This window comes from uncultured Piscinibacter sp. (assembly GCF_937952055.1).
GTDB lineage: Bacteria > Pseudomonadota > Gammaproteobacteria > Burkholderiales > Burkholderiaceae_C > Piscinibacter.
Map to the genome: position 1 here is coordinate 24,802 of NZ_CALFYO010000008.1, position 25,271 is coordinate 50,072.

Annotated in this window: 21 protein-coding genes; 7 read left to right on the plus strand and 14 right to left on the minus strand. The window is 68.7% G+C overall.

The window, feature by feature from the left end:
• Positions 1-390 precede the first annotated feature (390 nt).
• On the minus strand, positions 391-3,621 hold the full coding sequence (locus Q0599_RS01860; RefSeq protein WP_298824841.1) for an AAA family ATPase: 3,231 nt from the start codon (positions 3,619-3,621) through the stop codon (positions 391-393).
• Positions 3,622-3,735: 114 nt separating this feature from the next.
• On the opposite strand from Q0599_RS01860, the gene Q0599_RS01865 reads away from it, so the two are divergent.
• Both Q0599_RS01865 and Q0599_RS01870 read left to right on the plus strand, forming a co-directional pair.
• Positions 3,736-3,942 (plus strand): hypothetical protein, encoded by a 207-nt coding sequence (locus tag Q0599_RS01865; protein ID WP_298824844.1) that lies wholly within the window; start codon positions 3,736-3,738, stop codon positions 3,940-3,942.
• A gap of 15 nt (positions 3,943-3,957) precedes the next feature.
• On the plus strand, positions 3,958-4,317 hold the full coding sequence (locus tag Q0599_RS01870; protein WP_298824846.1) for a group 1 truncated hemoglobin: 360 nt from the start codon (positions 3,958-3,960) through the stop codon (positions 4,315-4,317).
• A gap of 470 nt (positions 4,318-4,787) precedes the next feature.
• On the opposite strand, the gene Q0599_RS01875 is transcribed toward Q0599_RS01870, so the two are convergent.
• Complete coding sequence (locus tag Q0599_RS01875; RefSeq protein WP_298824848.1) at positions 4,788-5,402, minus strand: hemolysin III family protein; 615 nt, start codon at positions 5,400-5,402, stop codon at positions 4,788-4,790.
• Between the two features lie 363 nt (positions 5,403-5,765).
• Here Q0599_RS01875 and Q0599_RS01880 point away from each other — a divergent pair, with 363 nt between their 5' ends.
• Both Q0599_RS01880 and Q0599_RS01885 read left to right on the plus strand, forming a co-directional pair.
• Positions 5,766-6,812 carry a patatin-like phospholipase family protein gene (locus tag Q0599_RS01880; protein WP_298824850.1) on the plus strand — a complete coding sequence of 349 codons (1,047 nt, stop codon included), beginning with the start codon at positions 5,766-5,768 and terminating at the stop codon, positions 6,810-6,812.
• A gap of 40 nt (positions 6,813-6,852) precedes the next feature.
• Positions 6,853-8,313, plus strand: a complete 1,461-nt coding sequence (locus Q0599_RS01885; protein ID WP_298824852.1) for a GntP family permease — start codon at positions 6,853-6,855, stop codon at positions 8,311-8,313.
• A gap of 1,097 nt (positions 8,314-9,410) precedes the next feature.
• Here the strand turns inward: Q0599_RS01885 and Q0599_RS01890 are convergent.
• From Q0599_RS01890 to Q0599_RS01900, 3 genes are all read right to left on the minus strand, one after another.
• Positions 9,411-11,036, minus strand: a complete 1,626-nt coding sequence (locus Q0599_RS01890; protein WP_298824854.1) for a GDYXXLXY domain-containing protein — start codon at positions 11,034-11,036, stop codon at positions 9,411-9,413.
• Positions 11,033-12,010, minus strand: coding sequence for a DUF2157 domain-containing protein (locus Q0599_RS01895; protein WP_298824856.1), 978 nt, complete (start codon positions 12,008-12,010; stop codon positions 11,033-11,035). Before Q0599_RS01895 ends, Q0599_RS01890 begins: the two co-directional genes overlap by 4 nt.
• 124 nt (positions 12,011-12,134) lie before the next feature.
• On the minus strand, positions 12,135-12,827 hold the full coding sequence (locus Q0599_RS01900; RefSeq protein WP_298824858.1) for a glutathione S-transferase C-terminal domain-containing protein: 693 nt from the start codon (positions 12,825-12,827) through the stop codon (positions 12,135-12,137).
• Between the two features lie 66 nt (positions 12,828-12,893).
• On the opposite strand from Q0599_RS01900, the gene Q0599_RS01905 reads away from it, so the two are divergent.
• Positions 12,894-13,628: a hypothetical protein gene (locus tag Q0599_RS01905; protein WP_298824860.1), complete on the plus strand. Its 735-nt coding sequence runs from the start codon at positions 12,894-12,896 to the stop codon at positions 13,626-13,628.
• Positions 13,629-13,668: 40 nt separating this feature from the next.
• Here the strand turns inward: Q0599_RS01905 and Q0599_RS01910 are convergent, their stop codons facing one another.
• From Q0599_RS01910 to Q0599_RS01920, 3 genes are read right to left on the minus strand one after another with little or no spacing between them, the layout of a single operon-like run.
• Complete coding sequence (locus Q0599_RS01910) at positions 13,669-14,910, minus strand: acyl-CoA dehydrogenase family protein (RefSeq protein ID WP_298824862.1); 1,242 nt, start codon at positions 14,908-14,910, stop codon at positions 13,669-13,671.
• A 23-nt stretch (positions 14,911-14,933) separates the two neighbouring features.
• Positions 14,934-16,010 carry a phosphotransferase family protein gene (locus Q0599_RS01915; protein WP_298824864.1) on the minus strand — a complete coding sequence of 359 codons (1,077 nt, stop codon included), beginning with the start codon at positions 16,008-16,010 and terminating at the stop codon, positions 14,934-14,936.
• 60 nt (positions 16,011-16,070) lie between these two features.
• Positions 16,071-16,775, minus strand: coding sequence for a Crp/Fnr family transcriptional regulator (locus Q0599_RS01920; RefSeq protein ID WP_298824866.1), 705 nt, complete (start codon positions 16,773-16,775; stop codon positions 16,071-16,073).
• An 80-nt stretch (positions 16,776-16,855) separates the two neighbouring features.
• Between Q0599_RS01920 and Q0599_RS01925 the strand changes: the two genes are divergently transcribed.
• A complete protein-coding gene (locus Q0599_RS01925; RefSeq protein ID WP_298824868.1) occupies positions 16,856-17,632 on the plus strand; it encodes a class II aldolase/adducin family protein in 777 nt (258 codons plus the stop codon).
• Between the two features lie 7 nt (positions 17,633-17,639).
• Here the strand turns inward: Q0599_RS01925 and Q0599_RS01930 are convergent, their stop codons facing one another.
• Positions 17,640-18,419, minus strand: coding sequence for an oxepin-CoA hydrolase, alternative type (locus Q0599_RS01930; RefSeq protein ID WP_298824870.1), 780 nt, complete (start codon positions 18,417-18,419; stop codon positions 17,640-17,642).
• Between the two features lie 125 nt (positions 18,420-18,544).
• Here Q0599_RS01930 and Q0599_RS01935 point away from each other — a divergent pair, with 125 nt between their 5' ends.
• Entirely contained in the window at positions 18,545-20,494 is a 1,950-nt protein-coding gene (locus Q0599_RS01935) for a hypothetical protein (protein WP_298824872.1), read from the plus strand.
• A gap of 8 nt (positions 20,495-20,502) precedes the next feature.
• Here Q0599_RS01935 and Q0599_RS01940 read toward each other — a convergent pair whose 3' ends face one another.
• From Q0599_RS01940 to lptF, 5 genes are read right to left on the minus strand one after another with little or no spacing between them, the layout of a single operon-like run.
• Positions 20,503-21,669 carry a pyridoxal phosphate-dependent aminotransferase gene (locus Q0599_RS01940; RefSeq protein WP_298824874.1) on the minus strand — a complete coding sequence of 389 codons (1,167 nt, stop codon included), beginning with the start codon at positions 21,667-21,669 and terminating at the stop codon, positions 20,503-20,505.
• 9 nt (positions 21,670-21,678) lie between these two features.
• A complete protein-coding gene (locus Q0599_RS01945) occupies positions 21,679-22,632 on the minus strand; it encodes a CysB family HTH-type transcriptional regulator (RefSeq protein WP_298824876.1) in 954 nt (317 codons plus the stop codon).
• A gap of 48 nt (positions 22,633-22,680) precedes the next feature.
• Entirely contained in the window at positions 22,681-23,055 is a 375-nt protein-coding gene (locus Q0599_RS01950) for a CbiX/SirB N-terminal domain-containing protein (RefSeq protein WP_298824878.1), read from the minus strand.
• Positions 23,052-24,161, minus strand: a complete 1,110-nt coding sequence (gene lptG, locus Q0599_RS01955; RefSeq protein WP_298824880.1) for an LPS export ABC transporter permease LptG — start codon at positions 24,159-24,161, stop codon at positions 23,052-23,054. The genes Q0599_RS01950 and lptG overlap by 4 nt, the downstream gene beginning before the upstream one ends.
• Positions 24,158-25,243, minus strand: a complete 1,086-nt coding sequence (lptF, locus tag Q0599_RS01960; protein ID WP_298824884.1) for an LPS export ABC transporter permease LptF — start codon at positions 25,241-25,243, stop codon at positions 24,158-24,160. The genes lptG and lptF overlap by 4 nt, the downstream gene beginning before the upstream one ends.
• Positions 25,244-25,271: the final 28 nt, after the last annotated feature.

Sequence of the window (25,271 nt, forward strand, 5' to 3'; positions counted from 1 at the left end):
TCTCGAGGCAACTGACTGGGACGGGACTGCGAGAGACGGCTTCCAAGCGACGAACTCAAAGTTGTGGGTGACGCCGATGGGTCGAACTGAGTCGCCAGCGAGCGGCGGCTTCCGAGCGGCGAACCTCTAACGTCGGCTATCCGGCGATGAGTCCGTTGGGCTGGCCGGCTCAAGCCGACCCTCAGCCGTCCTTCGAGCTTCCCGGAAGCTGCCGGATCGCCAAGTCCCGTCGCTTCGCACTTCGCTTCCAGGAAGCGGACGCTCTCAGCCTCCAGGAGTCGGCCAATACCCGTCGCTCCGGACCTGTCCCGCAAGCGGACGATCGAGAGCGCCACGGAAGACCGATCGTTGGGCAACGGGCCGAACAGTGCCGCACGCGGGTGACCTTGCTCAGTTCCCGTCGAACAAGTCGGCAACGCCAGAAGCCGTACCCGCGACGAGCCGCTCGCAACGCACGGCATCGAGCGGATGGCCAGCGCCACGGAAGCGCTCGGCCGCGTGCGCAAATCGCGAGAGCGCCACGTCAACGCCTTCGCGACGAGCCACCGCCAAATGGCCGAGCACCTCATCGTGCGCCGCGTGCCACGCTGGCAAGCGCATCACCACGTTCGCAAGGTAGGCCGTCTGGTCCGCGTACTCCTGCGCCAGATCCAGTCGCCCGACACGGGCGGCCGCGATGGCCGCCGGCACGGTAAAGGTGATGCGGCAGCCGGGGCAGGTCTCGAGCGGGCCATGTACGGCCTCGCGCGCATCCTCCACGGCATAAAGCGCGGCGGTCGGGCTGCGTGCGAGCCGGATGCGCGTGCCGTAGATGCGATCCAGCAGGTGGAAACCGATGTCGGTCTGCCTCGCCAGGTCCAGCGCCTGGCCGATCAGCGCGCGGGCGTCGTCATACCGACCGCAATGCATGGCCACTTCGGCCAGTCGCTGCGTCGCGAATGCCTCGCCCGTGGGAGCGCCAAGGGCGTGGTGCAGACGCACCCCTTGAGTAAGGTGTTCCTCCGCCGCCGACAGATCGCCGGCCAGCAACTCGGCCTCTCCGCGTATCGTGACGCCGAAGGCGTGGCCCCGTGCGGCGCCGAGCCGAAGTGCTTCGGCCGCCAGCCCCGCGGCAAAGGCGATGACCTCCGGGTAGGGCCGCGCACCATAGAGGAAACGCTGCAATATGCACAGTTGGCCATCGAACACGCGCACGGCCAGGTGCGGCAACTGGCTGGTGTCGCGCAGGTCGGCCCAGACGCTTCGGTCGAGTTCGCCACGCGCGTGCGCCGCCGCGGCCTGCGCCCACGACGCGGCCACCAGCGCCAAGGTGTCGCCAGTCTGCAAGGCCAGTCGACGGGCCTCGGCCGCCATTTGCGTGCCCATCGCCGGGTCGGCCGCGCCCAGGGCTGCGGCGCCGCTGTAGGCGAGCGCCTCGCAGAGCCGGCCTTCCACGCTGTTCGGCTGCACGCCGACCAGCGCCTGCAGTGCACCCTTCGGGTCACCTTGCTTGATCTGCGCCAGTGCGCCCTGGGCGCGCAGGTTGTGCGACATCGGCTCGTCAGCGGCGTCGGCAGCCGCTCGGTAGGCGGCCACGGCCGCAGGGTCGCCCATCGAATCCAGGGCTCGCGCCCGAAGCTGCAACGCTTCGACATGACTGTCATCGAAGGCAAGCACCTGATCCAGATGGCGCAGCGCGTCGCTGAACGCGGCGAGGCGCACTGCGTCGCGGGCCGCGGCAAGGAGCCACGGCATCGCCTCGCGCAGGCTGCCGCCGTCGAGCCAGTGACGCGCGACATGGGCCGGGGCGGCATCCAGCTCAGCCAGGCGATGCGCAGCTTGGCGATGCAGCTTCAAGCGCTGATGCGGCGGTATCTGCTCGATCAACGCCTGGCGCACCAGGTCATGCCGAAACCGGTACTGTGCGCCGTCCAATCTGAGCACGCCCGCGGCCAGCGCCATGTCGAGGACCGCGAACGCAGGGGCTTCGGCGTCCGGTGCCATGGCCGCTGCCGTGTTGGCATCGAACACGTCGCCGGCCAATGCCATCCACTTCAGCGCTGCCAACGCCACGTCGCTCACATCGCACAGCCGGGCGAGGATCGCTTCGGCAACGTTGTGGGGCAGCGTTTGCTTGCCGGAGGCCTCGGCACAGCGTGCAAGCTCGATGGCCGCGAACGGGTTGCCCTCAGCGAGCCCCACGAGGCGAGTGATGACCTCGTCGGGCAGTGGATTCGGTGCGGCCTGGAGCACGAGCCGGCGGACCTCATCGTTGGCCAGCGGTTCGAGGTCGAGCGCCTGCATCACGCCGCCCGCCACCAGCCGTGACACACCCCGGCCCAGCGCAGACCCCAGAGTCGGCGGGCGCATCGCCAGGACCGCGCATACCGGTGGGCCGCTCGAGATCAAGTGCATCAACACGTCGACGTCGGCATCGTCGAGCAGGTGCGCATCATCGACCAGCACCAACATGTCACCGCCGCCCGATGCTGCCAACAGCAGACGGCGCAGCGCGCCGATCACCTGATGCCGCCCCAGTGGCCCGGGCAACTCGGCTGCCGGCGCCGCGAGGGGGCTGAGCTGCGCCAGCACCGATCGCGCCGGTGCACCGATCCGGTCCAGTGCGCCGCGGTCGGAAATGAGCACCATTTCAGCCAGCGACGCGATCACGGCGTAGGCGCGTCCCGGCTGCACCGCATCCACACGCACAACGGTCCAGTCGCGCTCCCGGGCGAGAGAGCCAAGTTCGCGGCAGAAAGCCGTCTTGCCGATGCCGGTGGGCCCGCGCAGCACGATGCCGCCGGGTCGTCCGGTGGGAGCCATGCCCAGCCAGGCCGCAACCTGGGCGCGCGCCATGGCCCGCCCGACGAACGCCGGGCCCGCGGGCTGCAAGCCAGCGACGCATGCTTCGTACAAGGCCTCGGTGTCGCGGCCCGGGGTGATGGCGAGATCCTGCTGCAACGCCTCTCGCAGATGCGCGTACCAGCGAATCGCCGCCGCGCGGTTGCCAGCTGCCAGCTCGAGTGCCATCAGTTCACGGTGAGCTGGTTCATCCGTGGGTTCGGCCTGAGCCAGTCGTTCCCACTGCTCGGTGGCCCGCAACAGCTCGACAAAGTGGGCGCGCAGACGATCGCGCGCCGGTTCAGCCCAGGCTTCGTAGCCCGAACCAGGCAGCAGATCGCCGCCGTAAGCGCTGAGCGCGTGCACGCAGGCCTCGCGCTTGCGGCCGGGCGGCGCGTTCAGCGCATCGCTTGCGCGCTGTTCGAACTCATCGGCATCGACGTCAATGCGGCCGCGGGCCCAAAGCGCCACCTCGCCGCCTTGCAGCAGCACACTGTCGTGTCGACCGAGCGCCTGCCGCGCGTGATGCGCGGCCTTGCGCAGATTTGCGGCGCCGGCGTCGGGCCCGAGCTGGGGCCAGAGCGTGTCGATCACACGCTCGCGTGTCAGCCGCCGCCGCGGCGCCAGGCTCAGCAACTGCACCAATTGAACCGCACGCAGACTGGGCCAGCGCCCGGCTACCAACTCGGCGCCGTCGATCGACACCGCGAAGCCACCCAACATCTGGACGTCGAGGTGACCGACCGGGTCCAGTTCATCGAGCGCGTGGGGACTGGGCATGCGACCCAGTGTGCGGCTCATGGCCCTTCAGCACAACCCTTGCAGTGACAGGGAACGTTTCAGGAACACCGCAAGAGGATGCTGGCATTCAGCGGGGTTTCGACGAAGACCCCGCGCAACGCGACAGGAGCATCTATGACGACGCAACAAATCACCATCCAGCTTCCCCCTTACGGCACTGCGACGCTCACGCTGCCGAAGCTTCTGACGCCCGACGCGTTCGCGCGCCTCGACTCGGCAGTCGGCAACGCGCTGCGCGAGCCGAGCAGTGAAAGCAGCACCGAAGCGCGCGGCGATCCGGGTGCCATCGAGTACGACTCGTGGCTCGTCGATCAACACTGAATCCAGGAGCAAACCATGACTCAATCGCTCTACCAAAGACTCGGCAATGTCGAGGGCATCGCTGCCATCGTCGATGACGTGCTCGATCGTCACGCCGTCAACCCGGTTCTGGCGCCTCGCTTCAGCGGCAAGGACTTGACGAGGTCGAAGCAGATGGCCACGCAGTTCTTCTGCATGGGTGCCGGCGGACCGCAGAAGTACGAGGGCCATGACATGCGGACCGCGCATGCGGGCATGAATATCAGTGAGCAGGAACTGGTCGCTGCGATGGACGACTTCGTCGCAGCGATGAAAGGCCACGACGTGGGCGCCACCGAGATCAATGAAGTCGTGGCGATCCTGTATTCGCTGAAGGGCGAGGTACTGAGACTTTGATCGGCAACTGGCAGCGTGCTCGCGCCGCGTGTCGGCGTTGGGCGTGCCGATGGCGAAAGGCCCACCGGAGTGTCTCGTGCCTGCCAATCTGAGAGTCCGCTAACCCTGGTGTGCCACGTCCGCTCCGGGTCGGGCTGTGACGACCGACCCGTCGGGCTCACCGCCGGAAAGCTGACGTCAGAAGTTCGATGCTCGGAAGCTGCCGCTTTCGGACGAGTCATCCCGACCCTCTGCTGACATACACTGCCCCAAACTGGTCTCCGAAGAGCAGTCGCTCGCGCGGTGCGCCGAGTGATCGACGCCTCGATTATCAGGCGCCGCCGCGGCATCAGTGCAGCCAGGCGCCCCTGTGACACTGAGTGGTTGCTCCTCCTGATCAGCGCCAGCGCAACGTCAGCCAGCTCGGCGGTGGTTGTGGCCGCAGCGGCAGACCGCGATCAACCAGCAGGCTGGGTCCGAGCGGGCGAGTTTCAGATCACATAGCGCAGGACAGTAACGTAGTGGGCGGCGCTGCCGGCCATCACGAACAGATGCCAGACGCCGTGGAAGTGCTTGACGCGGGCGTCGAGCGCATAGAAGACGATGCCCAGCGTGTAGAAAAGCCCGCCCGCCACGAGCCAGGCGAAACCGGCCGACCCCAAGGCCTCGTGCAGGGGCACCAGAGCGACCACAGCCGCCCAACCCATCACGACGTAGATCACCACCGACAGGATGCGCGCCTTGTCGGCCCAGAACTCCTGCAGGCTGCCCATCACAGCGAGCCCCCAGACCACGCCGAACAGCGACCATCCCCAGGCACCGCGCAACGTGACCAGGCAGAACGGCGTGTAGCTGCCGGCGATGAGCAGGTAGATGCCCTGATGATCGAGCTTTTGCAGAATGCCCTTGGCGCGCCCGCGCAGGCTGTGGTACAGCACCGAGAAGGTGTAGAGCAGCACCAGCGTCAGGCCGAAGATCGAGACGCTGATCACCTTCCACGGGTCCCCGCCCAGCGCAGCCAGCACGACCAACACCGCCGCGCCGACGAGCGCCAGCACGGCGGCCACGAGGTGGGTGATCGCATTGAACTTCTCGCCGTGGTACATGCCAATTGGCCGCTTTCCTAGCGACTGCGCGGGCACGCCATCATGACGGCCCTTGTCTTCACCACCCGGCAACAGCGTCGGGTGCGCCGCTATACGCCAGCATAGCGTCGGGGTTGCATCCCGACGCGCCGCCACGGCGCGAAATGGGTCAAGCCCTGCATCCGATGCCCAGTGGGGAACTGCACACCGATGGCTGACACGCGGTGCTCGCCTCAATCCCACAGGTTGTTTCATTGGTTCGCAGGCCGCACCCGGAAAGTCCGCGAGTGGACTACTGCCGGCCAGCAACCGAGAGGCCGTCGATTGCCAGGCGTTGTCGGCACGCGGCCCAGCACTGGTCGTCGCCTGCGGTAGCCTTGCCCCATGCCATCGCGCCGCATCAGACGCATCGACCTCGCCTTGCAGGGCGGCGGCGCGCATGGCGCGTTCACCTGGGGCGTTCTGGACCGGCTGCTCGAGGACGAGCGCATCGAGATCGATGCGATCAGCGGCACCAGCGCCGGGGCGATGAACGCCGTGGTGCTGGCCGACGGGTTGATGGCCGGCGGGCGCCAGGGTGCGCGCGAGGCGCTGCGACGCTTCTGGAGCCGGGTCAGCGCTGCGTCCGGACGCGGCCCGATGGTGCCGCAGGCCCTGGCTGCGTTCCTCGGCAACTGGTCGGTCGAGGGCTCGCCGCTGGGGATGTATCTGGACTGGGTCGGCCGCTCGATGTCGCCGCACCAGTTCAACCCGCTCGACATCAATCCGCTGCGTGACATCCTGGCGGCCGAGGTCGACTTCGAGCGCGTGCGCGGCTGCAGCAAGGTGCGCCTGTTCGTTTCCGCCACCAACGTGCGCACGGGCCGGCTGAAGGAGTTCAGGCAATCCGAGTTGTCGGCCAGCGCCGTGATGGCCTCGGCCTGCCTGCCGCTGATGTTTCGCGCCGTCGAGATCGACGGTGAGGCCTACTGGGACGGTGGCTATCTCGGCAACCCGTCACTGCTGCCGCTGATTGCCGAGAGCCCGGCGCACGACCTGGTGCTGGTGCAGATCAACCCATCGCGGCGCGAGGCGCTGCCGACCACGGCCTCTGACATCCTGGACCGGCTCAACGAGATCACCTTCAACAGCAGCCTGGTCAAGGAACTGCGCTCGCTGGCCCTGCTGCAGCAACTGCTGCGCCTGGAAGGCGGGCCGCCCGGCGCAGATCGGGCGTCCCTGTTCACGCAGGTGGCCGCACTGCGCATGCACCGCATCGAGGCGGAGGCGGAACTGGCCGAACTCGGCGCTGCCAGCAAGCTCAACACGGGCTGGTCCTTCCTGATGCGATTGCACCGCATCGGCCATGGCGCCGCGCAGACCTGGCTCGAAACCAACTTCACCCACTTGGGGCGCCGGTCGACACTGGCGCTGGACCCCTTCCTGAAATGACACGCTTCGCCTGTCACACCGCACCCGCGCGTGCATCGCCATGCTGAGCATTGCCGGCATCCTGCTGTCGCTGGCCATGCTGATGTGGCTGGCCTATCGCGGCATCAGCGTGCTGATCCTGGCGCCGCTGATGGCCTTGCTCGCGGTGGGCCTCAGCCCCGACGCCCCGCTTCTGGCGAGCTACACGCAGATCTTCATGAAGGCGCTCGGCGGCTTCATCGCGCTGTTCTTTCCGCTGTTCTTGCTGGGCGCAGTGTTCGGCAAGTTGATGGAGGACTCGGGCGCAGCGCGCGTGATCGCCTCGCGCATCGTCGATTGGCTGGGCGCGGGCCGCGCGCTGCTGGCCATTGTGCTCGCCTGCGCGGTGCTCACGTATGGCGGTGTGTCGCTGTTCGTCGTCGCCTTCGCGGTGTACCCGATCGCGGTCGAGCTGTTCCGCGCCGCCGACCTGCCCAAGCGGCTGATCCCGGCCACGATCGCACTTGGCGCGTTCACCTTCACGATGACGGCGCTGCCCGGCACCCCGGCGATCCAGAACGCGATTCCGATGCCGTACTTCGGCACCACGCCCTTTGCTGCGCCCGGGCTCGGGCTCATCGGCGGCGCGGTCATGGGGGTGCTCGGTGCGCTGTGGCTGCTGCGGCGGGCGCGCCTGGCGGCGGCCACCGGAGAGGGCTATGGCAACGACTCCGACGGCGCCGCCTCTTTGGACCGCAGCGTGCGCCCGCACGCCCAGGGCGAGGGCTACGACGTGGCCGAACTTGGCCCGCCCACAGGAGCCCGGTCCGTCGCGCCGCTGCCGAGCTTCGGCGTGGCCATCGCACCCATCGTGGCCGTGGTGGCGCTGAACTGGGCCTTCAGCGCGCGCATCCTGCCCGCGTTGGACAGCAGCTACCTGGCCACGGCCTTGTACGGCGCCACGCGCCTGGACGCCGTGCTCGGGACCTGGTCCATCATGACGGCGCTGGTGATCGCCAACCTGCTGCTGATCGCCCTGGCCTGGCGCAGCCTGCCCACCCTCAAAGCGACGCTGGACGCCGGCGCCAGCGCGTCCGTGCTGCCGATCTTCAACACGGCGTCACAGGTCGGCTACGGCGCCGTGATCGCCTCGCTGGCCGGCTTCGCGCTGATCCGCGATGCCGTGCTCGGGATCGCGCCTGGCAATCCGCTGGTGTCGCTGTCGATCGCGGTCAACCTGCTGGCCGGAATCACCGGCTCGGCCTCGGGCGGCATGAGCATCGCCTTGCAGACGCTGGGCAGCACCTACCTCGAGATGGGGCGCAGCGCAGGCATCTCGCCCGACTTGCTGCACCGTGTGACGTCGATTGCCACCGGCGGCCTCGACGCGCTGCCGCACAACGGCGCCGTCATCACGCTGCTGGCCATCTGCAAACTCACGCATCGGCAGTCCTATCTCGATGTCTTCGTGGTGGCGGTGCTGGTACCACTGGTCGCATTGACCGCGGTTGTCGCGCTGGGCACGGTGTTCGGCTCGTTCTGACCGCTGCGAAGCTGCTTGACGGCATGACTGCCTTTGCGACGGCCCGATGCGTCCCGTTTGCGACATCCGGAGGGCGCCGCCTGACGGACAGGCGCTCGAAGGAGGCGGAGGCGCCAGCGGGCTCTTGCCAAGGCCGCCGGCCGATCGCTTGCCCGCGAGGCTACCGAAGTGGTGACCTCGCAGCTTCTCAAGCCGCACGCCGCGTCGCAAACGCCCTGAGTGCCGCCTGCCTGTCAGTGCCCTTGTGGCGCGCGACCCACCTGCTGGCGACCAACTCGCGATTGCCGACAGAAGGGTGCCGATTGAATGCCAGGAAACTGCCGGTCGCCACCGGCAGCTGATGGCCGGCTGCCGGTAGCCACGACTGGCTGCTTTGTGGATGCGAAGCGCGAAGTGCCGGCGCGGAACGACGGGCAGCTTCGGAGAAGTCCGACGGGCCGGTTTGGGTCGGGAGTGCCAGTCCAGCACGCGCCCAAGCGGTCCTTCGCAGACCTGACGCCGTCACCGATCGCTGAGCGTCCGGCCTTGAGGTTGAAACGGCCGCACCGGTGGCCGGCTTTCGGGTGTCCGGTAACGGACTGCGGTCGTTCATGCCGTCGGTCGCGAGTGACTCAGTCCAGTCTCGTCCTGCCATCCTGTCCACTCGTCTACTCTATTGGGCGACAGCAGGACGCCAAGGGGTCAACCTGACACGCGCACATCGGATGGAGTGCAGTGCCCGTTCGCTTACAGAGTCGCTTCCCGCTGAGAAATGCAAAGGCTGCGAGGAGAGACCTAGACAGTAAATGCCAAAGGCAAATGCGCCGAGATGGCACGGTTCGGGTCGGCTGGAAAGATTGTCAGACCGGGGAACAGGTCGGGGGAATAGATTCGGCCGGCCTCCCCCGAGCCAAGCGCTGGCGAGGGTTCCTGGCGTCCGATTGAGTCCCTCCGGGCGGCCAGTCGAGGGTCGGAAGCGGCCCGTGCGGCCCTGTCGGCAAGTGCCGGCGATGCCCGGCGCCGCGGACACGATTGCGTCCCGCTGCTGTGCCGTCGGCGGAGGAGCCTGTCTGCCCCCGTTCGTCGGCAAACCGACCGTGGTGTGGCTGCGTGGCGGCCTAGAGCAGTTCCAGGCCGGGTCCGCGCAGACCGACCAGCAGGGCCCGCCCGTCGCTGGTGACGCGGAACTCGCCGTACTTCGCGCGCTCCCAGCGCTTCGCTTCCCCCTCGCGGAAGAACCACGCGTCGCTGACCAGGATCCAGCGGCCCTCTTTGGGCGTCAGCTCGATGCGCATTTCGCCTGCGGCGAGCGGTGTGCCGTCGTCGATGCGAGACAGCGTGGCCACGCCGCGTTCATCGCGGCGCGCGACGACATGCGGACGCTGCATGCGCAGCATGCCGGCGCGGCGTTCGACCGGTTCGCCGGGCAGGTTGAAGTTCAGCCGCATGAAGTCGCCCTGCATCAACGAGCGCGGGTCGACCGGCGCCAGTTCGACGAAGACGGCCTGGCCATCGCGGATCAAGGTCTCCTTCTCGCGGATGCCGAGGTTGGCCACGGCCAGGATGGCCACGAGGGCGAGACCGATGCCCCCACGGGCGAGACGAGGCGTCGAGGGGCGGGGCGACAGCGTGGCTGCGTCCAGACGCCGGCCGGCGCCGGCCCACCACGCCAGTGCAGCGAGCAGCGCACCGGCGGCCGCCAGCACGGCCGCCTTCGTGGCCAGCGGCCAGGCGAGCTGGTAGTAGAACGCGCCGACGATCCACGTCGCGGCCACGCCCGCCGCCGCGGCAAGGCGGTGGCGGCCGCTGGTGGCGAGCAGCGCAAGCGTCAGCCAGGTCGCGCCGAGCGAAGGCATGAGCGCGGCCAGCGCCACCAGCACGACGGCGGCACCGGCGAGCGCCGGGCGGCGCAGTGCAGGCCAGCGCCGCGCCGCGATGACCGCGCCCGCCAACGCCAGCAGTGCCGACGCGGCCTGCAGGGTGAGCCAGCTGGCGCCGGTGTCGTCACGCCGGCCAAGCTCCCGGACGATCTCAGCCGCGAAGCCACCGCCCAGCGTGCCGCCGACGAGGAATGTCATGCCCGACCACCAGGCGAATGCGGCAAGCAGCGCCAGGCTCCAGCCGGCACCGATGGACTCGACGGCGGCGGCCGAGTGGCCATGCAGCAGGCGCCGCTGTGCCCACAGCGCGCCGACCCAGACTGCCAGCAGCAGGTGCCAGGCCAGCCACCATTGCTGGGGCGAGTCGCCGCGGCCGATGTGCCAGCGCTGCGGTGTGAGCGCGATGGCAAGCATCACTGCCGCCGCTGCGCCGAGCAGCACGCGCAGCCAGGCGGAGCGAATGCCGGTTGCCACGGCCAGTGCGAGCAGGCCGAGCAGCGCTGCGCCGGCGGCCGTCCCGGCATCGCGGAACAGGCCGAAACCGAGCGAGCCGCCGCCGACCAGCAGGGCCGGCACGGCGAGCTGTTCGACGAACAGCGGCACGTCGCGCGAGCGCAGTACCACCACGGCGCCGGCGATCAGCAGTCCACCGACGACGTAAGGCCCGATGCTGCGGCTGATCAGGTCTCCCAGCAGCATGCCCACCACGCCCAGCAGCGGAATCGCGGCCAGCCAGGCGCCGAGCGCCGTGAGCAGCACCACCGGCCAGGGCCGGGTCTCGCCGCGGGGCGGGCCGGCATCGGGGGGCAGAAGCCCCTGCGCGCGGGCCGCCTGCATGACGGCGTCGAGTGTGGTCCGGCTCATGCGTCGCTCCCTTGCCTGGTGCGTGCGCGCGCCAGGCGCAGCACGCCGCTGACGCTGGCAGCGAGCAGGCCGGCCGCAGCCAGGCCCAGCAGGAACAGTCGGCCGATCGGATCGCCGTGCGCGTCCTCCAGGAGCGCTCGGCCGAGACCGGCGACCAGCAGCGTGTTGACGCCGAGCGCGGCGGCGCTGAGCGCATAGACGTCGAAGCCGCGTGCCGGCGCGAAAGCGGCCGCCATGGCGGCCAGGACGACCAGCCCCAACACGTAATGCGTGCCGACAGAGCGGCCGAAGAGGCCGGCCAGCGCGGTGCTGGTGAGCACCACCACGGCCAGCGTGACGGCAGTGCGCAGCGCCCAGGGGCCGGCACCGGTGAGCCTGCGGCCGAAGTCGCTCAGCGCGGCGACGACGGCGAGCGCCGCCGCCCAGCCGACGACATGAACGGCGAGATCGTCCGGCTCGACGCGCCAGCGGTGGCCGGTGTGGGCGTGGATCCACAACGCGATCGCGACGAAGACCACGAGCGCCCAGGGCGCCCAGATCAGGTCGGAGCGCGCGCCGAGAGCGAGCGGCAGGGTCAGCGCCGCCCACAGGGCGAAGAGTTGCCAGGGGTCCGCGCCGGTCTGGTAGGTCTGGCCGAAGTGGGCGAACAGCGCGCCCGTGGCCAGCAGCAGCACCAGCGACAGCGGCGCCTGAAGGACGGGGCGCCACAGCGCGGCCAGCGCCGTCGCGCCGACCACGCCTTGCAGCACGGCGAAGCGGCCGAAGCGGCCCAGCGAGTCCCAGCTGGCGGCGATCCAGAAGACCAACCCGAGCCCCAGCAGCGCCGCGGCCAGCATGGCCAGCCCAAGCGGCATCCAGCGCGTCAGTGCAGGCGGCTCGGCGTCCAGCGCGGCCAGTTCTTCAAGTCGCCGCGATGCCTGCGCGTCGAGCCGGTGCTCGGCGGCAAGTTCATGCAGCGCCAGTCGCAGGTCCATCGATCCTCCTCCGGGTGCCTCGATGGGGCGGCATGCTAGCCGCGGACCAGGCTCGCAAGGGCCATGATGCGCAGACGCCCGGCGCGCGACACCGCCGGTCGCGCGAGGCGATACCTGGCGCGTCTCAGCGCCTGCGGTACTGGGTCGCGCCGAACAGCGTTTCGCGCGCCTTGTCGTCGACCAGCGGCTTGCGCTGGTGCGCCAGCACCTCGACGCCGCGCATCACCGCCGGGCGGTGGCCGATCTCGTCGAACCAGCCCTTCAGGTGCGGATAGTCGTTCCAGTCGATCCCCTGGTTCTTCCACGAACGCAGCCAGGGAAAGACGGCGATGTCGGCGATCGAGTATTCCGCGCCGCCGATGTACCTGCTCTTCGCCAGCCGGCGATCCATCACGCCGTACAGGCGCTTCGCCTCGTTGGTGTAGCGGTTGATCGCGTACTCGATCTTCTCCGGCGCGTAGATGCGGAAGTGATGCGCTTGGCCCAGCATCGGCCCGACGCCGCCCATCTGGAACATCAGCCACTGCAGCACCTCGTACTTGCCGCGCGTATCGGCGGGCAACAATCGGCCCGTCTTGCCGGCCAGGTAGAGCAGGATGGCGCCCGACTCGAACAGGGAGATCGGCTGGCCGTCGGGGCCGTCGGGGTCGACGATCGCGGGGATCTTGTTGTTCGGGCTGATGGCCAGGAACTCCGGCTTGAACTGGTCGCCCGCGCCGATGTCCACGGGGGTCACGCGGTACGGCAGTCCGCACTCCTCGAGCATGATGTGAACCTTGTGGCCGTTCGGCGTCGCCCACGAATACACTTCAATCATGAGGTTCCTCTCCGGGTCGGTGCAGCGAAGCAGTCGTGCCCACACTCTAGTGGATTGACCGCGACCATGCTGGAGACCTTCAAGCGTCTGTTGGCCGGCAAGCCGGTGGTTACGTTGCCCTGGACCGATGTGGCCGACTGGGCGAACCACCGCGCACTGAACTTCCGCCGTGTGCGCGAGGGCGAGGGCTTCGTCGTCGAGGGCTCGCTCGAGGACAAGCCCTGGCGCCTGGAGTGGGGCCCGCCGCAGCGTGCCTACATTGCCGGCCGCGAACTGCGCATCCGCATGGAACTGCGCCTGCCAGGCGAACTGCAGATGCTCGTGCTGTCCAAGCCGCTGATGGATCGGCTCGAGCGCCAGACCTACGAGAGATTCACCGAGGGCATGCAGACGCAGATCGACACCGGCACGCCCGAGGAGATGCGCTGGCTGGTGATGTATCCCAAGGCCAACCTGAACATGTTTCGCGGGCTGCGCGGGCGCTTCGGCGGGGTGGCTGCGACGCCGGCAAACGTGATGTCGTGGCTGGAGGGTCCGCTCGGCCTGCAACTCGCGCGCGGCCTGGGCACGCTGCTGCAGCACGAACCGCCGCTGGTGCTGATGACGCTGCGCGGTCGCGCCTATCTCCGGCTGCAGTTGCTCGACCCCGACCCGATGACGCTGTCGGCCGCGGTCGAGATCTTCGAGACCGCAGTGACGCAGGCACGACGCGTTGCCGCACAGCGCGGCGAAGCCGCCCCGGAGTGGCCGAGCAGCAGTTCGACCGCCTGGCAGAACTTCGACGACACCAAGCCACGCTGAGGCCGGGCGCTTGCGGCCCGCTGCCTCACCGGATTGCGGCTTACTGGTGCTTGCCGAGTTCGAGTTTGGCGATCGCGTTGCGGTGCACTTCGTCCGGGCCGTCGGCATAGCGCAGCGTGCGCGCCAGCGTGTAGAAGTAGGCCAGTGGGAAGTCCTGGCTCATGCCGGCGCCGCCATGCACCTGCATCGCCCAGTCGATCACCTTGCAGGCCATCGTCGGCGCGACCACCTTGATCATCGCGATCTCGGCCTTGGCGCTCTTGTTGCCCGCGATGTCCATCATCCAGGCCGCCTTCAGCGTCAGCAGCCGGGCCTGGTCGATCATGCAGCGCGCCTCGGCGATGCGCTCCCGCGTCACCCCTTGCTCGGCAATGCTGCGGCCGAAGGCGACGCGCTTGCTGGCCCGCTGGCACATCAGTTCCAGCGAGCGCTCGGCCAGGCCGATCAGTCGCATGCAGTGGTGGATGCGTCCCGGGCCGAGGCGGCCCTGCGCGATCTCGAAGCCGCGGCCTTCGCCAAGGAGGATGTTGCTCACCGGCACGCGCACGTTCTCGAACAGCACCTCCATGTGACCATGTGGTGCATCGTCGAAGCCGAACACGTTCAGCGGCCGCAGCACCTTCACCCCCGGCGTGTCGGCCGGCACCAGCACCATCGATTGCTGCGAGTGCTTGGGTGCGGTCGGATCGGTCTTGCCCATGAAGATATAGATCTGGCAGCGCGGATCGCCGGCGCCGCTGGTCCACCACTTGCGGCCGTTGATGAGGTACTCGTCACCCTGCCGCTCGATGCGCGCCTCGATGTTGGTCGCGTCGGACGAGGCGACGGCGGGTTCGGTCATCGCGAAGGCGCTGCGCATGCGGCCGTCGAGCAACGGCTCGAGCCAACGCTTCTTGTGCTCCTCGCTGCCGTAACGGACGATGGTCTCCATGTTGCCGGTGTCCGGCGCCGAGCAGTTGAACACCTCGCTGCTCCAGGGCACGCGGCCCATGATCTCGGCCAGCGGCGCGTATTCCTGATTCGACAGACCGATGCCGTACTGGCCGGAGGTGTTCTTGTGGCCGTCGGCGCTGGGCGGCAGGAAGAGGTTCCACAAGCCCTGCGCGCGAGCCTTGGGCTTGAGCTTCTCGATCACTTCCAGCGGCGTCCAGCGCTTGCCGGCGGCGGTGTTGGCCTCGATCTCGGCCCACCAGGCGGCTTCCGCCGGGTAGATGTGCTCGTCCATGAAGCGCAGCAGCTGAGCCTGCAGTTCCTGGGTCCGGGGCGAATAGCTGAAGTCCATGGTGTCTCTCTTTCGGGGTGTGATCAGGTCCGGCTGGCGATGCGCCAGCCCATCTCGGCCAGGGGCCGGGCACCGGCGCCTGCGGCCACCGCCTGCGCGCTCGACGCGGTGCCGTCGACGACGCGCTTGGCGATGCCTTGCAGGATGCCGGCCATGCGGAACAGGTTGTAGGCGAGGTAGAAGTTCCAGTCGGCCATCACTGCGTCAGGGTCGGCGCGGCCGGTGCGCTCGCAATAGCGGCGCACGTAGCTCCTCTCGTCGGGGATGCCCAGCGCCGCCAGGTCCACGCCGCCGATGCCGCGGAACTGGCCCGGCGCGATGTGCCAGGACATGCAGTGGTAGCTGAAGTCCGCCAGCGGATGGCCGAGCGTGGACAGTTCCCAGTCGAGCACGGCGAGGATGCGGGGCGCGGTGGGATGGAAGACGAGGTTGTCCAGCCGGTAGTCGCCGTGCACCACCGACACCTGGCTCTCGTCGCGCGCGCTGGCCGGCATGTGCGCCGGCAGCCATTCCATCAGGCGGTCCATCGCCTCGATCGGCTCGGTGATCGAGGCCTGGTACTGCTTGCTCCAGCGCCCGATCTGCCGCTCGAAGTAGTTGCCGGGCTTGCCGTAGCTCGCCAGTCCGACGGCATTCACATCGGTGGTGTGCAGCGCGGCGATGACGCGGTTCATTTCGTCGTAGATCGCGGTGCGCTCGGCGCGGCTGATGTCGGGCAGGGTCTGGTCCCACAGCACGCGGCCCTGCACGAATTCCATCACGTAGAAGGCGCGACCGATGACGGCCTCGTCCTCGCACAGCAGGTGCATCGTCGGCACCGGCACGTCGGAGCCGCGCAGGGCGCGCATCACGGTGAACTCGCGCTCGATCGCGTGCGCCGAGGGCAGCAACCGGGCCACCGGGCCCGGCTTGCAGCGCATCACGTAGGTGGTGGCCGGCGTGACCAGCTTGAAGGTCGGATTGGACTGGCCGCCCTTGAACTGCTCGACGGACAGTGGGCCTCGGAAGCCGTCGAGGTGCTGTTCGAGATGGGCCTGCAGCGCGCCGATGTCGAAGGCGTGCTGTGCGGCGACGGGCTTGGTTCCGGAATAGGCGTCCATGGGCTTGTCAGTCGGAGTGGAGGACAAGCCGGCCGCCGGCGCGACCGGCGCGGCAGGCGTCTATCGCTCGGCGATGGCGAGCAACTTTTCCTTCGAGAGCACCACCAGTCGCGTCGGCTCGATGCGCACGGCACCCTCGCGCTCGAAGCCCTTGAGCTCCTGGTTGACACGCTGGCGCGAGGCGCCGAGCAGCTGCGCCAGATCCTCCTGCGCGAGCTGCAGACCGATGCGGGTCTCCTCGCCCTGCTCGACGCCGTAGCTGCGCGCGAGCAGCAGCACCTGTTTGGCCAGCCGTGCGGCGAGCGGTCGGGTGTTGAGGTCCTCGATGGTGTCGAACATGAGCCGCAGTCGCCGGCAGTTCAGGCGCAACAGCGCGTCGTAGAGCTCGACATGCTGCGCGAGCAGTTCCTTGAAGTCGGCCTTGCGCACCACCAGCAGCGTGGTTTCGCCATGCGCGCTCGCGTCGTGTGTGCGCGGCAGGCCGTCGAAAAGGGCGATGTCGCCGAACCAGGTGCCGGGCTCGACGTAGGTCAGCGTGACCTGCTTGCCCGACAGCGAGACGGAACTCACGCGCACCGCGCCCTTGGCCACGCCGCACCACTCCTGCGCAGGCGTGCCGCGTGCCGAGAGCGTGGCGCCGTCGGACAGCCGCCGAACCGTCGCGCGGGCGAGGATGGCCTGGCGCAGCGCCGGTGAGAGCTTCGAGAACCAAGAGCCCGACTCGATGTTGGAACGTTCGTCGATTGTAAGAACGGGGGTGTTCATGTTCAGTCGCTGACGTGACAGCATGATGGGTTCGTGCGAACCTATTGTCCACGAGCAAGAACATCGATCAGGAGACCCGCATGGCTACCAGCGCACTGCAGATTCCCAGCCGCCAGGGCGAGGTCAGCGCCGAGGAGTGGCAGACCCGCGTGGACCTTGCCGCCGCCTACCGGCTGGTGGCGCTGTTCAAGTGGGACGATCTCGTCTTCACGCACATCAGTGCGCGAGTGCCCGGTCGCGACAACGAGTTCCTCATCAACCCCTACGGCCTGATGTTCGAGGAGATCTCCGCGTCGAGCCTGGTGCGCATCGACACCGCAGGCAACAAGCTCGATGACTCGTCGTTCCCGGTCAACCCGGCCGGCTTCACCATCCACAGCGCGATCCATGCCGCGCGCCACGACGCGCAGTGCGTGCTGCACACCCATACGCTAAACGGCGTCGCGGTGTCGGCGCAGAAGGGCGGGGTGTTGCCGCTGTCTCAACAGTCGATCTTCGTGCTTTCCAGCCTCGCGTACCACGACTACGAGGGCGTGGCGCTCAACGAGGAAGAGAAGCCGCGGCTCGTCGCGGACCTCGGCGAGAAGAACTTCCTCATGCTGCGCAACCACGGCCTGTTGACGCTGGGTGCGACGATCGCCGACGCCTTCCTCAACATGTACCTGTTCGAAGCGGTGTGCACGATCCAGGTCCGCGCGCTGGCGGGCAGCCGCGAATTGACGCATGTCGACCCGCGCATCATCGCCGGCGCGCAGGCGCAGGCCAAGCAGGTGACACGCGGGGTCGGCGGCGGTGCGCTGACCTGGCCGGGCCTGCTGCGTCGGCTCGACCGCCTGAACCCGGGCTACCGCGACTGAGCGGCCGTCACTCGAACTTCGGCGCGCGCTTGGCGACGAAGGCCTGGATGCCTTCGCCGCCGTTGGCGTGGAAGAGGTTGAGAATGAAGTGGTCGCGCTCCGCGGCCAGTTGTGCATTCAGCGAGTTGCCGGCCGCCGCGTTGAGCAGTTCCTTGCCGCTGGTCAGTGCGTTCGGCGCCATGGCGGAGAGCCGATCGCCGATGCGAAGCGCCTCGACCGTCGCCTGGCCGGGCTCGCACACCACTTGCACGATGCCCCATGCCTGCAGTTGCCTGGCCGTTACGGGCTCGGCCAGCCAGACCAGTTGCTGCACGGCGTGGCGCGGCAGGGCGCGCGTCAGCTGCCACGTCGCACCGCCATCGGGCGAGAGACCGAGCTTGGCGTACGAGAGGATAAAGCGCGCCTCCTCCGACGCGACGATCATGTCGCAGGCCAGACTCAGCGAGAAGCCGGCACCGGCTGCCGCCCCTTCGACGGCCGCGATGACCGGCTTGGGGCAGGCGCGCAATGCTTCCACCCACTGGTGCAGCATCTCCAGCATGTGCGCCTGCGCGGGCGGTCCGGATTGGCGGCGGGCCATCAGCCCCTGCAGGTTCCCTCCGGCGCAGAAGTGCGCGCCGGCGCCGCGCAGTACCACGCACCGGATCTCGTCGTCGGATTCGGCCGTGCTCAACGCTTCGATGCCTGCCGTGATGACGGCCTCGGACAGGGTATTGCGTGTTTCCGGATCGCTGATCGTGAGAATCAGCACGGCGCCTTGGCGCTCGGACAGCAGTTCGGAGGGCATGGCTCTTGGGGGCGCCGTGGGTTCAGTCGATTGTGTCACGGCGGACTGTCGCGCCACCCCCTGTCGCAGGGGCGGCGGGCAAAGCCTTCATGCTAGAGTCTTCGCGCATAAGAACCTCCTGCGGAATGCGTCGAGCCTCGTTCTCACTCTCACTCGCCGTCGTCGGCGGTGCCCTGCTGTGCAGCACCGGACCGGCACAGGCGCTCGGCTTCGGACGCTCGGTCAACGCCTCCTACCTCGGCATGCCGCTGAACTTCGCGGCCACCGTTCGCCTCGAGGGCGACGAGACGCTGGTGCGCGAGTGCGTCTCCGCAGAGGTGCTCTCCGGCGACTTCCGTGTTGCACCGGCTGCGCTGCGCATCAGCGTCGAGGCGGCGCCGAACGCCAATGAGCGCCTCGTCCGTGTCAGCACGGTCGTGCCGATCGACGAGCCGGTGGTGACCGTCACCGTGACGGCCGGCTGTCAGCCGCGTCTGACGCGCAGTTTCGTGACGCTGGTCGACCCACCGGGGTTGAATCTCGCGGGCAGTACTGCGGGCGAGGTGAGCCTGCCCCCGCAACGCCTCGAGTCCGAGGTGGCGCCGGTGGTCGCCGTTGCACAGGCCGTTCAGGGGGCCTCGGCGCCGCCGCCCGGCGTCGAGCAGCCTGCACGCGCACGGGTTGCTGCCGTGGCGGCGCCCGTGCCGAAGCCGCGGCCGGCCGCGATCGACAAGCCGCGGCCGCGCGAACGCAAGTCGTCGGCGGTTGCCGTGGCCAAGGCGCGCCCGAGCGGCCCGCGCCTGCAGCTCGAGCCGGGGGTGGCAGCAACCGTGGCCGCTGCCGCATCGGCCGCCGCGAGTTCGCAGGCCGCCGCGGCGCTGGCCGTCGCGGCGGCTGCGTCGGAGGTTGCGGCCTCGACCATGGCCGCCGCCTCTGCGGCGGAGGCGGCTTCGGCCGCGCAGCGGCGCATCGTGCAGTTGGAAGAGCAACTGCGTGTGCTGCGCGAGGACTCTCAGAAGACCCAGCGCGCGCTGGCCACGATACAGGCCAGCCTGGAGGAAGCGCGCTCCTCGCGATACTCGAATCCGCTCGTCTACAGCTTGGCTTGGCTGTCGGCGCTGCTGGCGTTGGCCGTGGCCGCGCTGTGGTGGCGGCAGTCACAGTCCCGGCATTCGCCGCAGTGGTGGCTGGCGCCGACCGGCGCGGCCGGCCAGCCGGCGCCGCTCAAGCCCGTGCCTACACACGCTGCAGCGACGGACACCGGCTCGGCACGCCACGAGACGCAACCCGCGGTGATGGCGGATCGAGGCATCCAGCACTCCGCGGAAGGTCAGCACAGGCTGGAGACCGCTGCGGAGATGGACGCGCCGGTGTCGGTGCTGCCGCCGCCGCTCGAGCCTGCGCCTCCGCGGCGCGAACTGTCGGTCGAGGAGCTCATCGACCTCGAGCAGCAGGCCGACTTCTTCGTCGTGCTCGGCCAGGAAGAAGCAGCCATCGACCTGTTGATGGGACACGTGCGCAGCAGCGGCGGCGCCAGCCCGCTGCCGTACCTGAAGCTGCTCGAGATCTACCGCCGGCGCGGTGAGCACGACGCCTACGAGCGCGTGCGCGAGCGGTTCAACCGGCGTTTCAGCGCCTATGCCCCGGACTGGGACAGCGACCTCGCGCAGGGCCGAACGCTGGACGACTACCCCCAAGTCCTGCGCCAGCTGCAGCGCCTGTGGGACGAGCCGCTGCGCGTGACCCACATGCTGGACGCCGCGCTGATGCGGCAGGACACGGACGCCGAGACCTTCGATCTGCCCGCCTACCGCGAGCTGCTGTTCCTTTATTCGATCGCCCGCGACCTGGCGGAGCATCCGAGCAATGCGCGATCCGTGGACCTGCTGCTGCCGATGGACGGCGAGGCGGCGGAGAAGCCCATCGAGGAACTCACCGCCAGCCGCCTGATGGGGTTCGCGCCGACCAAACAGCTGACGGTGCAGGTCGATCTCGACGTGAGCGGGCCGAAGGGTTCGGGGCAGGACGCCACGATGTCCGATTTCCTGGGCCTCGTCGACCCGAAGTTCAATCGCGGCGAAGCCGACCGCTACTGAGGGGTGGGTCAGAGCGCTGCCAGGCGCTCCAGGGCCAGGGCCAGGGTCTCGTCCTTCTTGGCGAAGCAGAAGCGCACGATGCGCTGCTCGAAGCCTCCCTGGTAGAAGGCGGACAGCGGGATCGCCGCCACGCCGACTTCGGTGGTCAGGCGGCGGCAGAATGCCTCTTCCGGCTCGTCGCCGATGGCCGAGTAGTCCACGCACTGGAAATAGGTGCCTTCGCAGGGCAGCAGCTTGAAGCGGCTGCCCGCAAGGCCGGCACGGAAGAGGTCGCGCTTGCGCTGGTAGAAGGCGGCCAGCCCGAGATGGTGCGTGGGGTCGGCCATGAAGGCCGCCAGTCCGTGCTGCATCGGTGTGTTGACAGTGAACACGTTGAACTGGTGCACCTTCCGGAATTCTGCCGTCAGCGGCGCGGGCGCGGCCACGTAGCCGACCTTCCAGCCGGTCACGTGGTAGGTCTTGCCGAAGCTCGACACGATGAAGGCGCGCTGTGCCAGTTCGGGATGGCGCGCCGCGCTCTCATGGCGCGCGCCGTCGTAGACCATGTGCTCGTACACCTCGTCGGAGATCACCAACACGTCGGTCGGCCGCAGCAAGTCGGCCAGGCGTTGCATGTCCTCGCGCGTCCAGACGGTCGCGCTCGGGTTGTGCGGCGTGTTGACGATGAGGGCGCGCGTGCGCGGCGACAGCGCTGCGGAGATGCGCGCGAAGTCCGGGCGGAAGCTGCCCGGCGTCAGCGGCACATGCACCGCGCGTCCGCCGGCCAGTTCGATGCTGGGCTCGTAGCTGTCGTAGCACGGGTCGAGCACGATCACCTCGTCGCCGGGATGCACGATGGCGAGGATGGCGGTGATGATGGCCTGCGTCGCGCCGGCGGTGATGGTGATCTCGCTGCCGGGGTCGTAGCGCCGGCCGTACATCGACTCGATCTTCGCGGCCACCGCCTCGCGCAGCGCCGGCACGCCGGCCATCGGCGGGTACTGGTTCAGTCCGGCGTGCATGGCCTTGGTCACCGCCTCGAGCAGCGCTGGATCGCAGTCGAAGTCCGGGAAGCCCTGGCCGAGGTTGACGGCACCATGCTGCTGCGCAAGCGCCGACATGACGGTGAAGATGGTCGTGCCGACGCTCGGCAGGCGGCTGCTGATTTCGGGGATGCGGGCGGGCGGGATGGTCATGGCGATGTTTCAGAGCTGGTAGTCGGGCGAGCCGGGATGACGGCCGGACAGCGCCTGCAGGACGAGTTGTCGACCGAGACGCTCGGACAGCATCTCGGTGAACGCATAGACGAAGCTGCGAAGGTAGGCGCCGCGCTTGAAGGCGACGCGCGTGACGTTGCTGCCGAACAGGTGGCCGAGCGGGCGTGACAGCAGGTCGCCGCCTGGTGGATCGTCGCGCACGGCGATCTCGGCGACGATTCCCACGCCCAGGCCGAGCCTCACGTAGGTCTTGATGACGTCGGCGTCGATCGCCTCGAGCACGACATTCGGCTTGAGGCGGCGCGCGGCGAAGGCCTGGTCGACTCGTGTGCGGCCGCTGAACGAGGGGTGATAGGACACCAGTGGCTGGATCGCCAGGTCTTCCAGTTCGATGCGCTCGTTCTGCGCCAGCGGGTGGCCGGGCGGCATGACCAGCACGTGCTGCCACTCGTAGCAGGGCAGGGAGATCAGATCCTCGTGCGCATCCAGTGCCTCGGTGGCGATGCCGACGTCGGCAACCTCCTCGATGACCATGCGCGCCACCTGATCGGGCGAGCCCTGGTGCAGGCTGACGTTCACCTTGGGAAAGCGCCTGCGCAACTGCGCGATCGGCTCGGGCAGGAAGTAGCGCGCCTGGCTGTGCGTGGTGGCGATCGACAGGGTGCCTGCGTCCTGCTTGGAGAACTCCTCGCCGATGCGCTTGAGGTTGCCCACCTCGCGCATGATCACCTCGATCGATCTGAGCACCTGCTGCCCAGGTTCGGTGACGCGGCGCAGGCGCTTGCCGTGGCGCGCGAAGATGTCGAGGCCGAGTTCGTCCTCCAATTCCAGGATGGCCTTGGAGATGCCTGGCTGCGAGGTGAAGAGCGCCTTGGCGGTCTCGGTCAGGTTCAGGTTCTGACGCACCGCCTCCTGAACGAAGCGGAACTGGTGGAGGTTCATATTTCCGCGCGATCTGTGGATCGGCGGGATTATTCCATCCCGCTCCGGTCAGCGGCCGTCGCAGGGGTGAAGGGCCGTGCGGGCCATGGCCTCGATCACCGCGTCGTCCTCGCCGACGGCCGGCCTCAGCAGCCAGGCCACCCGCGGGTGCGACTGCCGCAGCTGCTCGAGCAGCGCCGGCAGGTCCTTGCGCACATGGCCGCCGGCGCCGAGGAACAGCGGCACCACCTCGACGCGATCGCAACCTTGCGCCGCCAGTTGCGCGCCGGCCTCGACGAGCCCGGGCGACATGAACTCCAGGTAGCTCAATGCCACCGGCACCGAGGCGTCGGCCACGCGGATGCGCTGTGCGACGTCCTCGAATGGCACAGCCCAGCGCGGGTCGCGCGCGCCATGGGCGAACAGGAGCAAGCCTCGTTTCATCGGTAGCGCACCAGCCAGCTGAAGGCGGCGAGAGACAGCAGGAGGAACAGCGCGCTCGGCGCTGCAGCGGTGATCCAGGGCGTCCAGTCGCGCAGCAGCCCCAGATGGCTGGACATGTTGTTGAGCAGCACGAAACTGATGCCGAGCATGATGCCGGCGAACACTTTGAAGCTCACGCCGCCGGCGCGGGCGTGCATGTAGGCGAAGGGCAGGGCGAGCGCCATCATCACCAGGCAGGCGAATGGGTAGAGGGCTCTCTTCCAGAACTGGATCTCGTGGCGCTGCGCCGCCTGCTCGTTGTCGGCGAGGTGGCCGATGTAGCGGAACAACTCGATCGTCGACATGGTCGACAGCGGCAGCACGGCGGCGGCGACCACCCCGGACGAAAGAGAACTCGGCCAGGCCAGCGACGCCAGCTTCTCCTCGCTGACCGTGGCCTGCGCATCGCCCGCGGCGACGCTCCAGCGCGTGACCTTCACGTCGCCGAGCTGCCAGGTGTCGTCGTCGTCCACGTGGGCGCTGGCGGCACCGATGCGACGCACCAGCCGCCCATCGGCGTCGAACTCGAAGATGCGTACGTCGCGCAGCGTCGAGTCGGCACCGGCCGAGCCGACGTTGACCGAGTAGCTGCGCTCGCCATCGGGGGTGACGGCGCGGTCCTTCAGCCAAGCGCCGGCGCCGCCGATGCGCAGCTTGCCCGTGGCGCGCGCCTGCAACTCAGTCGCATGCCGCTCGCTGAAGGGGGCGACCCAGTCGCCGACCACGTAGGTGACCAGAGCGAACATCAGCCCCAGAACCGCCAGCAGCGACAGGGCCCGGCCCGGCCCGAGGCCGCCGGTGCGCAGGATGGTGTACTCGGAGGATTGCGCCAGCCGCGCCAGCGCATAGATGGTGCCGATGAGCACGGCGATGGGCATCAGCTCGTAGAGATGGCCCGGGACCTGCAGCAGCGAATAGGCCACCGCGTGCAGCAGCGTGTAGCCCTTGCCGACGTCGCCGAGTTCTTCGACGAAGTCGATGAAGAAGAACAGCGACAGGAAGGCCATCCCGACGAAGGTCACCGAGGTGACGATGTCGCGGTTGAACAGGCGTCGCACGGTTCTCATGCGGCCCGCCTTAGCGAGAAGCGCCGGTTGCCGTGCTCGCGCCACCACAGCAGCAGCAGCGCCAGTGCCAGAGCGCCGCCGTGGAACAGCAGCAGCGCGACGCCCATGCCCATCCGGCCGCCCGCCACCCAGGCCTGCGACAGGTTGATGACGTTGTAGTAGACGACGAAGGTGAGAAGCGCGAACAGCAGGTTCCAGTTGCTCGCCCGGCGCGGATTGGCGGTCGACAGCGGGATCGCCAGCAGCAGCAGATTGGTGGCGCCGAACAGCAGTCCGAGCCGCCAGGTCAACTCGCCCTGGTTGCGCGGCGTCGGTTCGCGCAACAGGTCGACGCTGCGGATCGCCCGCGGCGGCATCTCGTCGACGCGCGACAGCACGCGCTCGCCGACCAGGATGCGGTAGGACTCGAAGCGCGACAGCGTCTTCTCGCCCGAGGCACGATCCTCCTCGTTGCGCTGACCCCGGTCGAGGACGAGGAATCGATCGTCGCCGTCGAGTTCGATCCGCCCGGTCTTGGCAGAGGTGACCGACTCCGCGCGAGGGGCATTGGAAAGGATGAAGACGTTGCGGCCGGTGCGCCCGTCTTCCGAGTCGCGGTCGATGAAGAACACCCGCTGGCCGTCGCTCGAGGTCTGGAACTGCCCCGGCGCCACGCGAGAGAGGTCGGAGCGGCGCTCGAAGCGATCCTTCAGCTCAGTGGCGCGCTGGTTCACCCAGGGCCAGACGAACAGCGCGAGCGCGCCGATCACCAGCAGCACCGGCCAGCTCGTGCGCAGCACCGGCCGCACGAAGCGCGTCAGGCCGACACCGCTGGCGAACCAGATGGTCATCTCGCTGTCGCGGTACATGCGACCCAGCGTGGCCACCACCGAGATGAACAGCGACAGCGCGAGCATGGTCGAGAGGTGGCCGAGCGCGGTGTAGCCCAGCAGCAGCACCACGTCCTGCGGCGAGACGCGGCCCACCGCAGCCTGGCCGAGCGTGCGGATGAGGAACATCGTCAACACGATGGTCAGGATGACGACCAGCGTGGCTCCGAAGCTGCGCGCCAGGTCGGCTCGCAGGGTGGAATCGAATAACATCGTGCGCTTCGTGAATCAGGCGGGGATT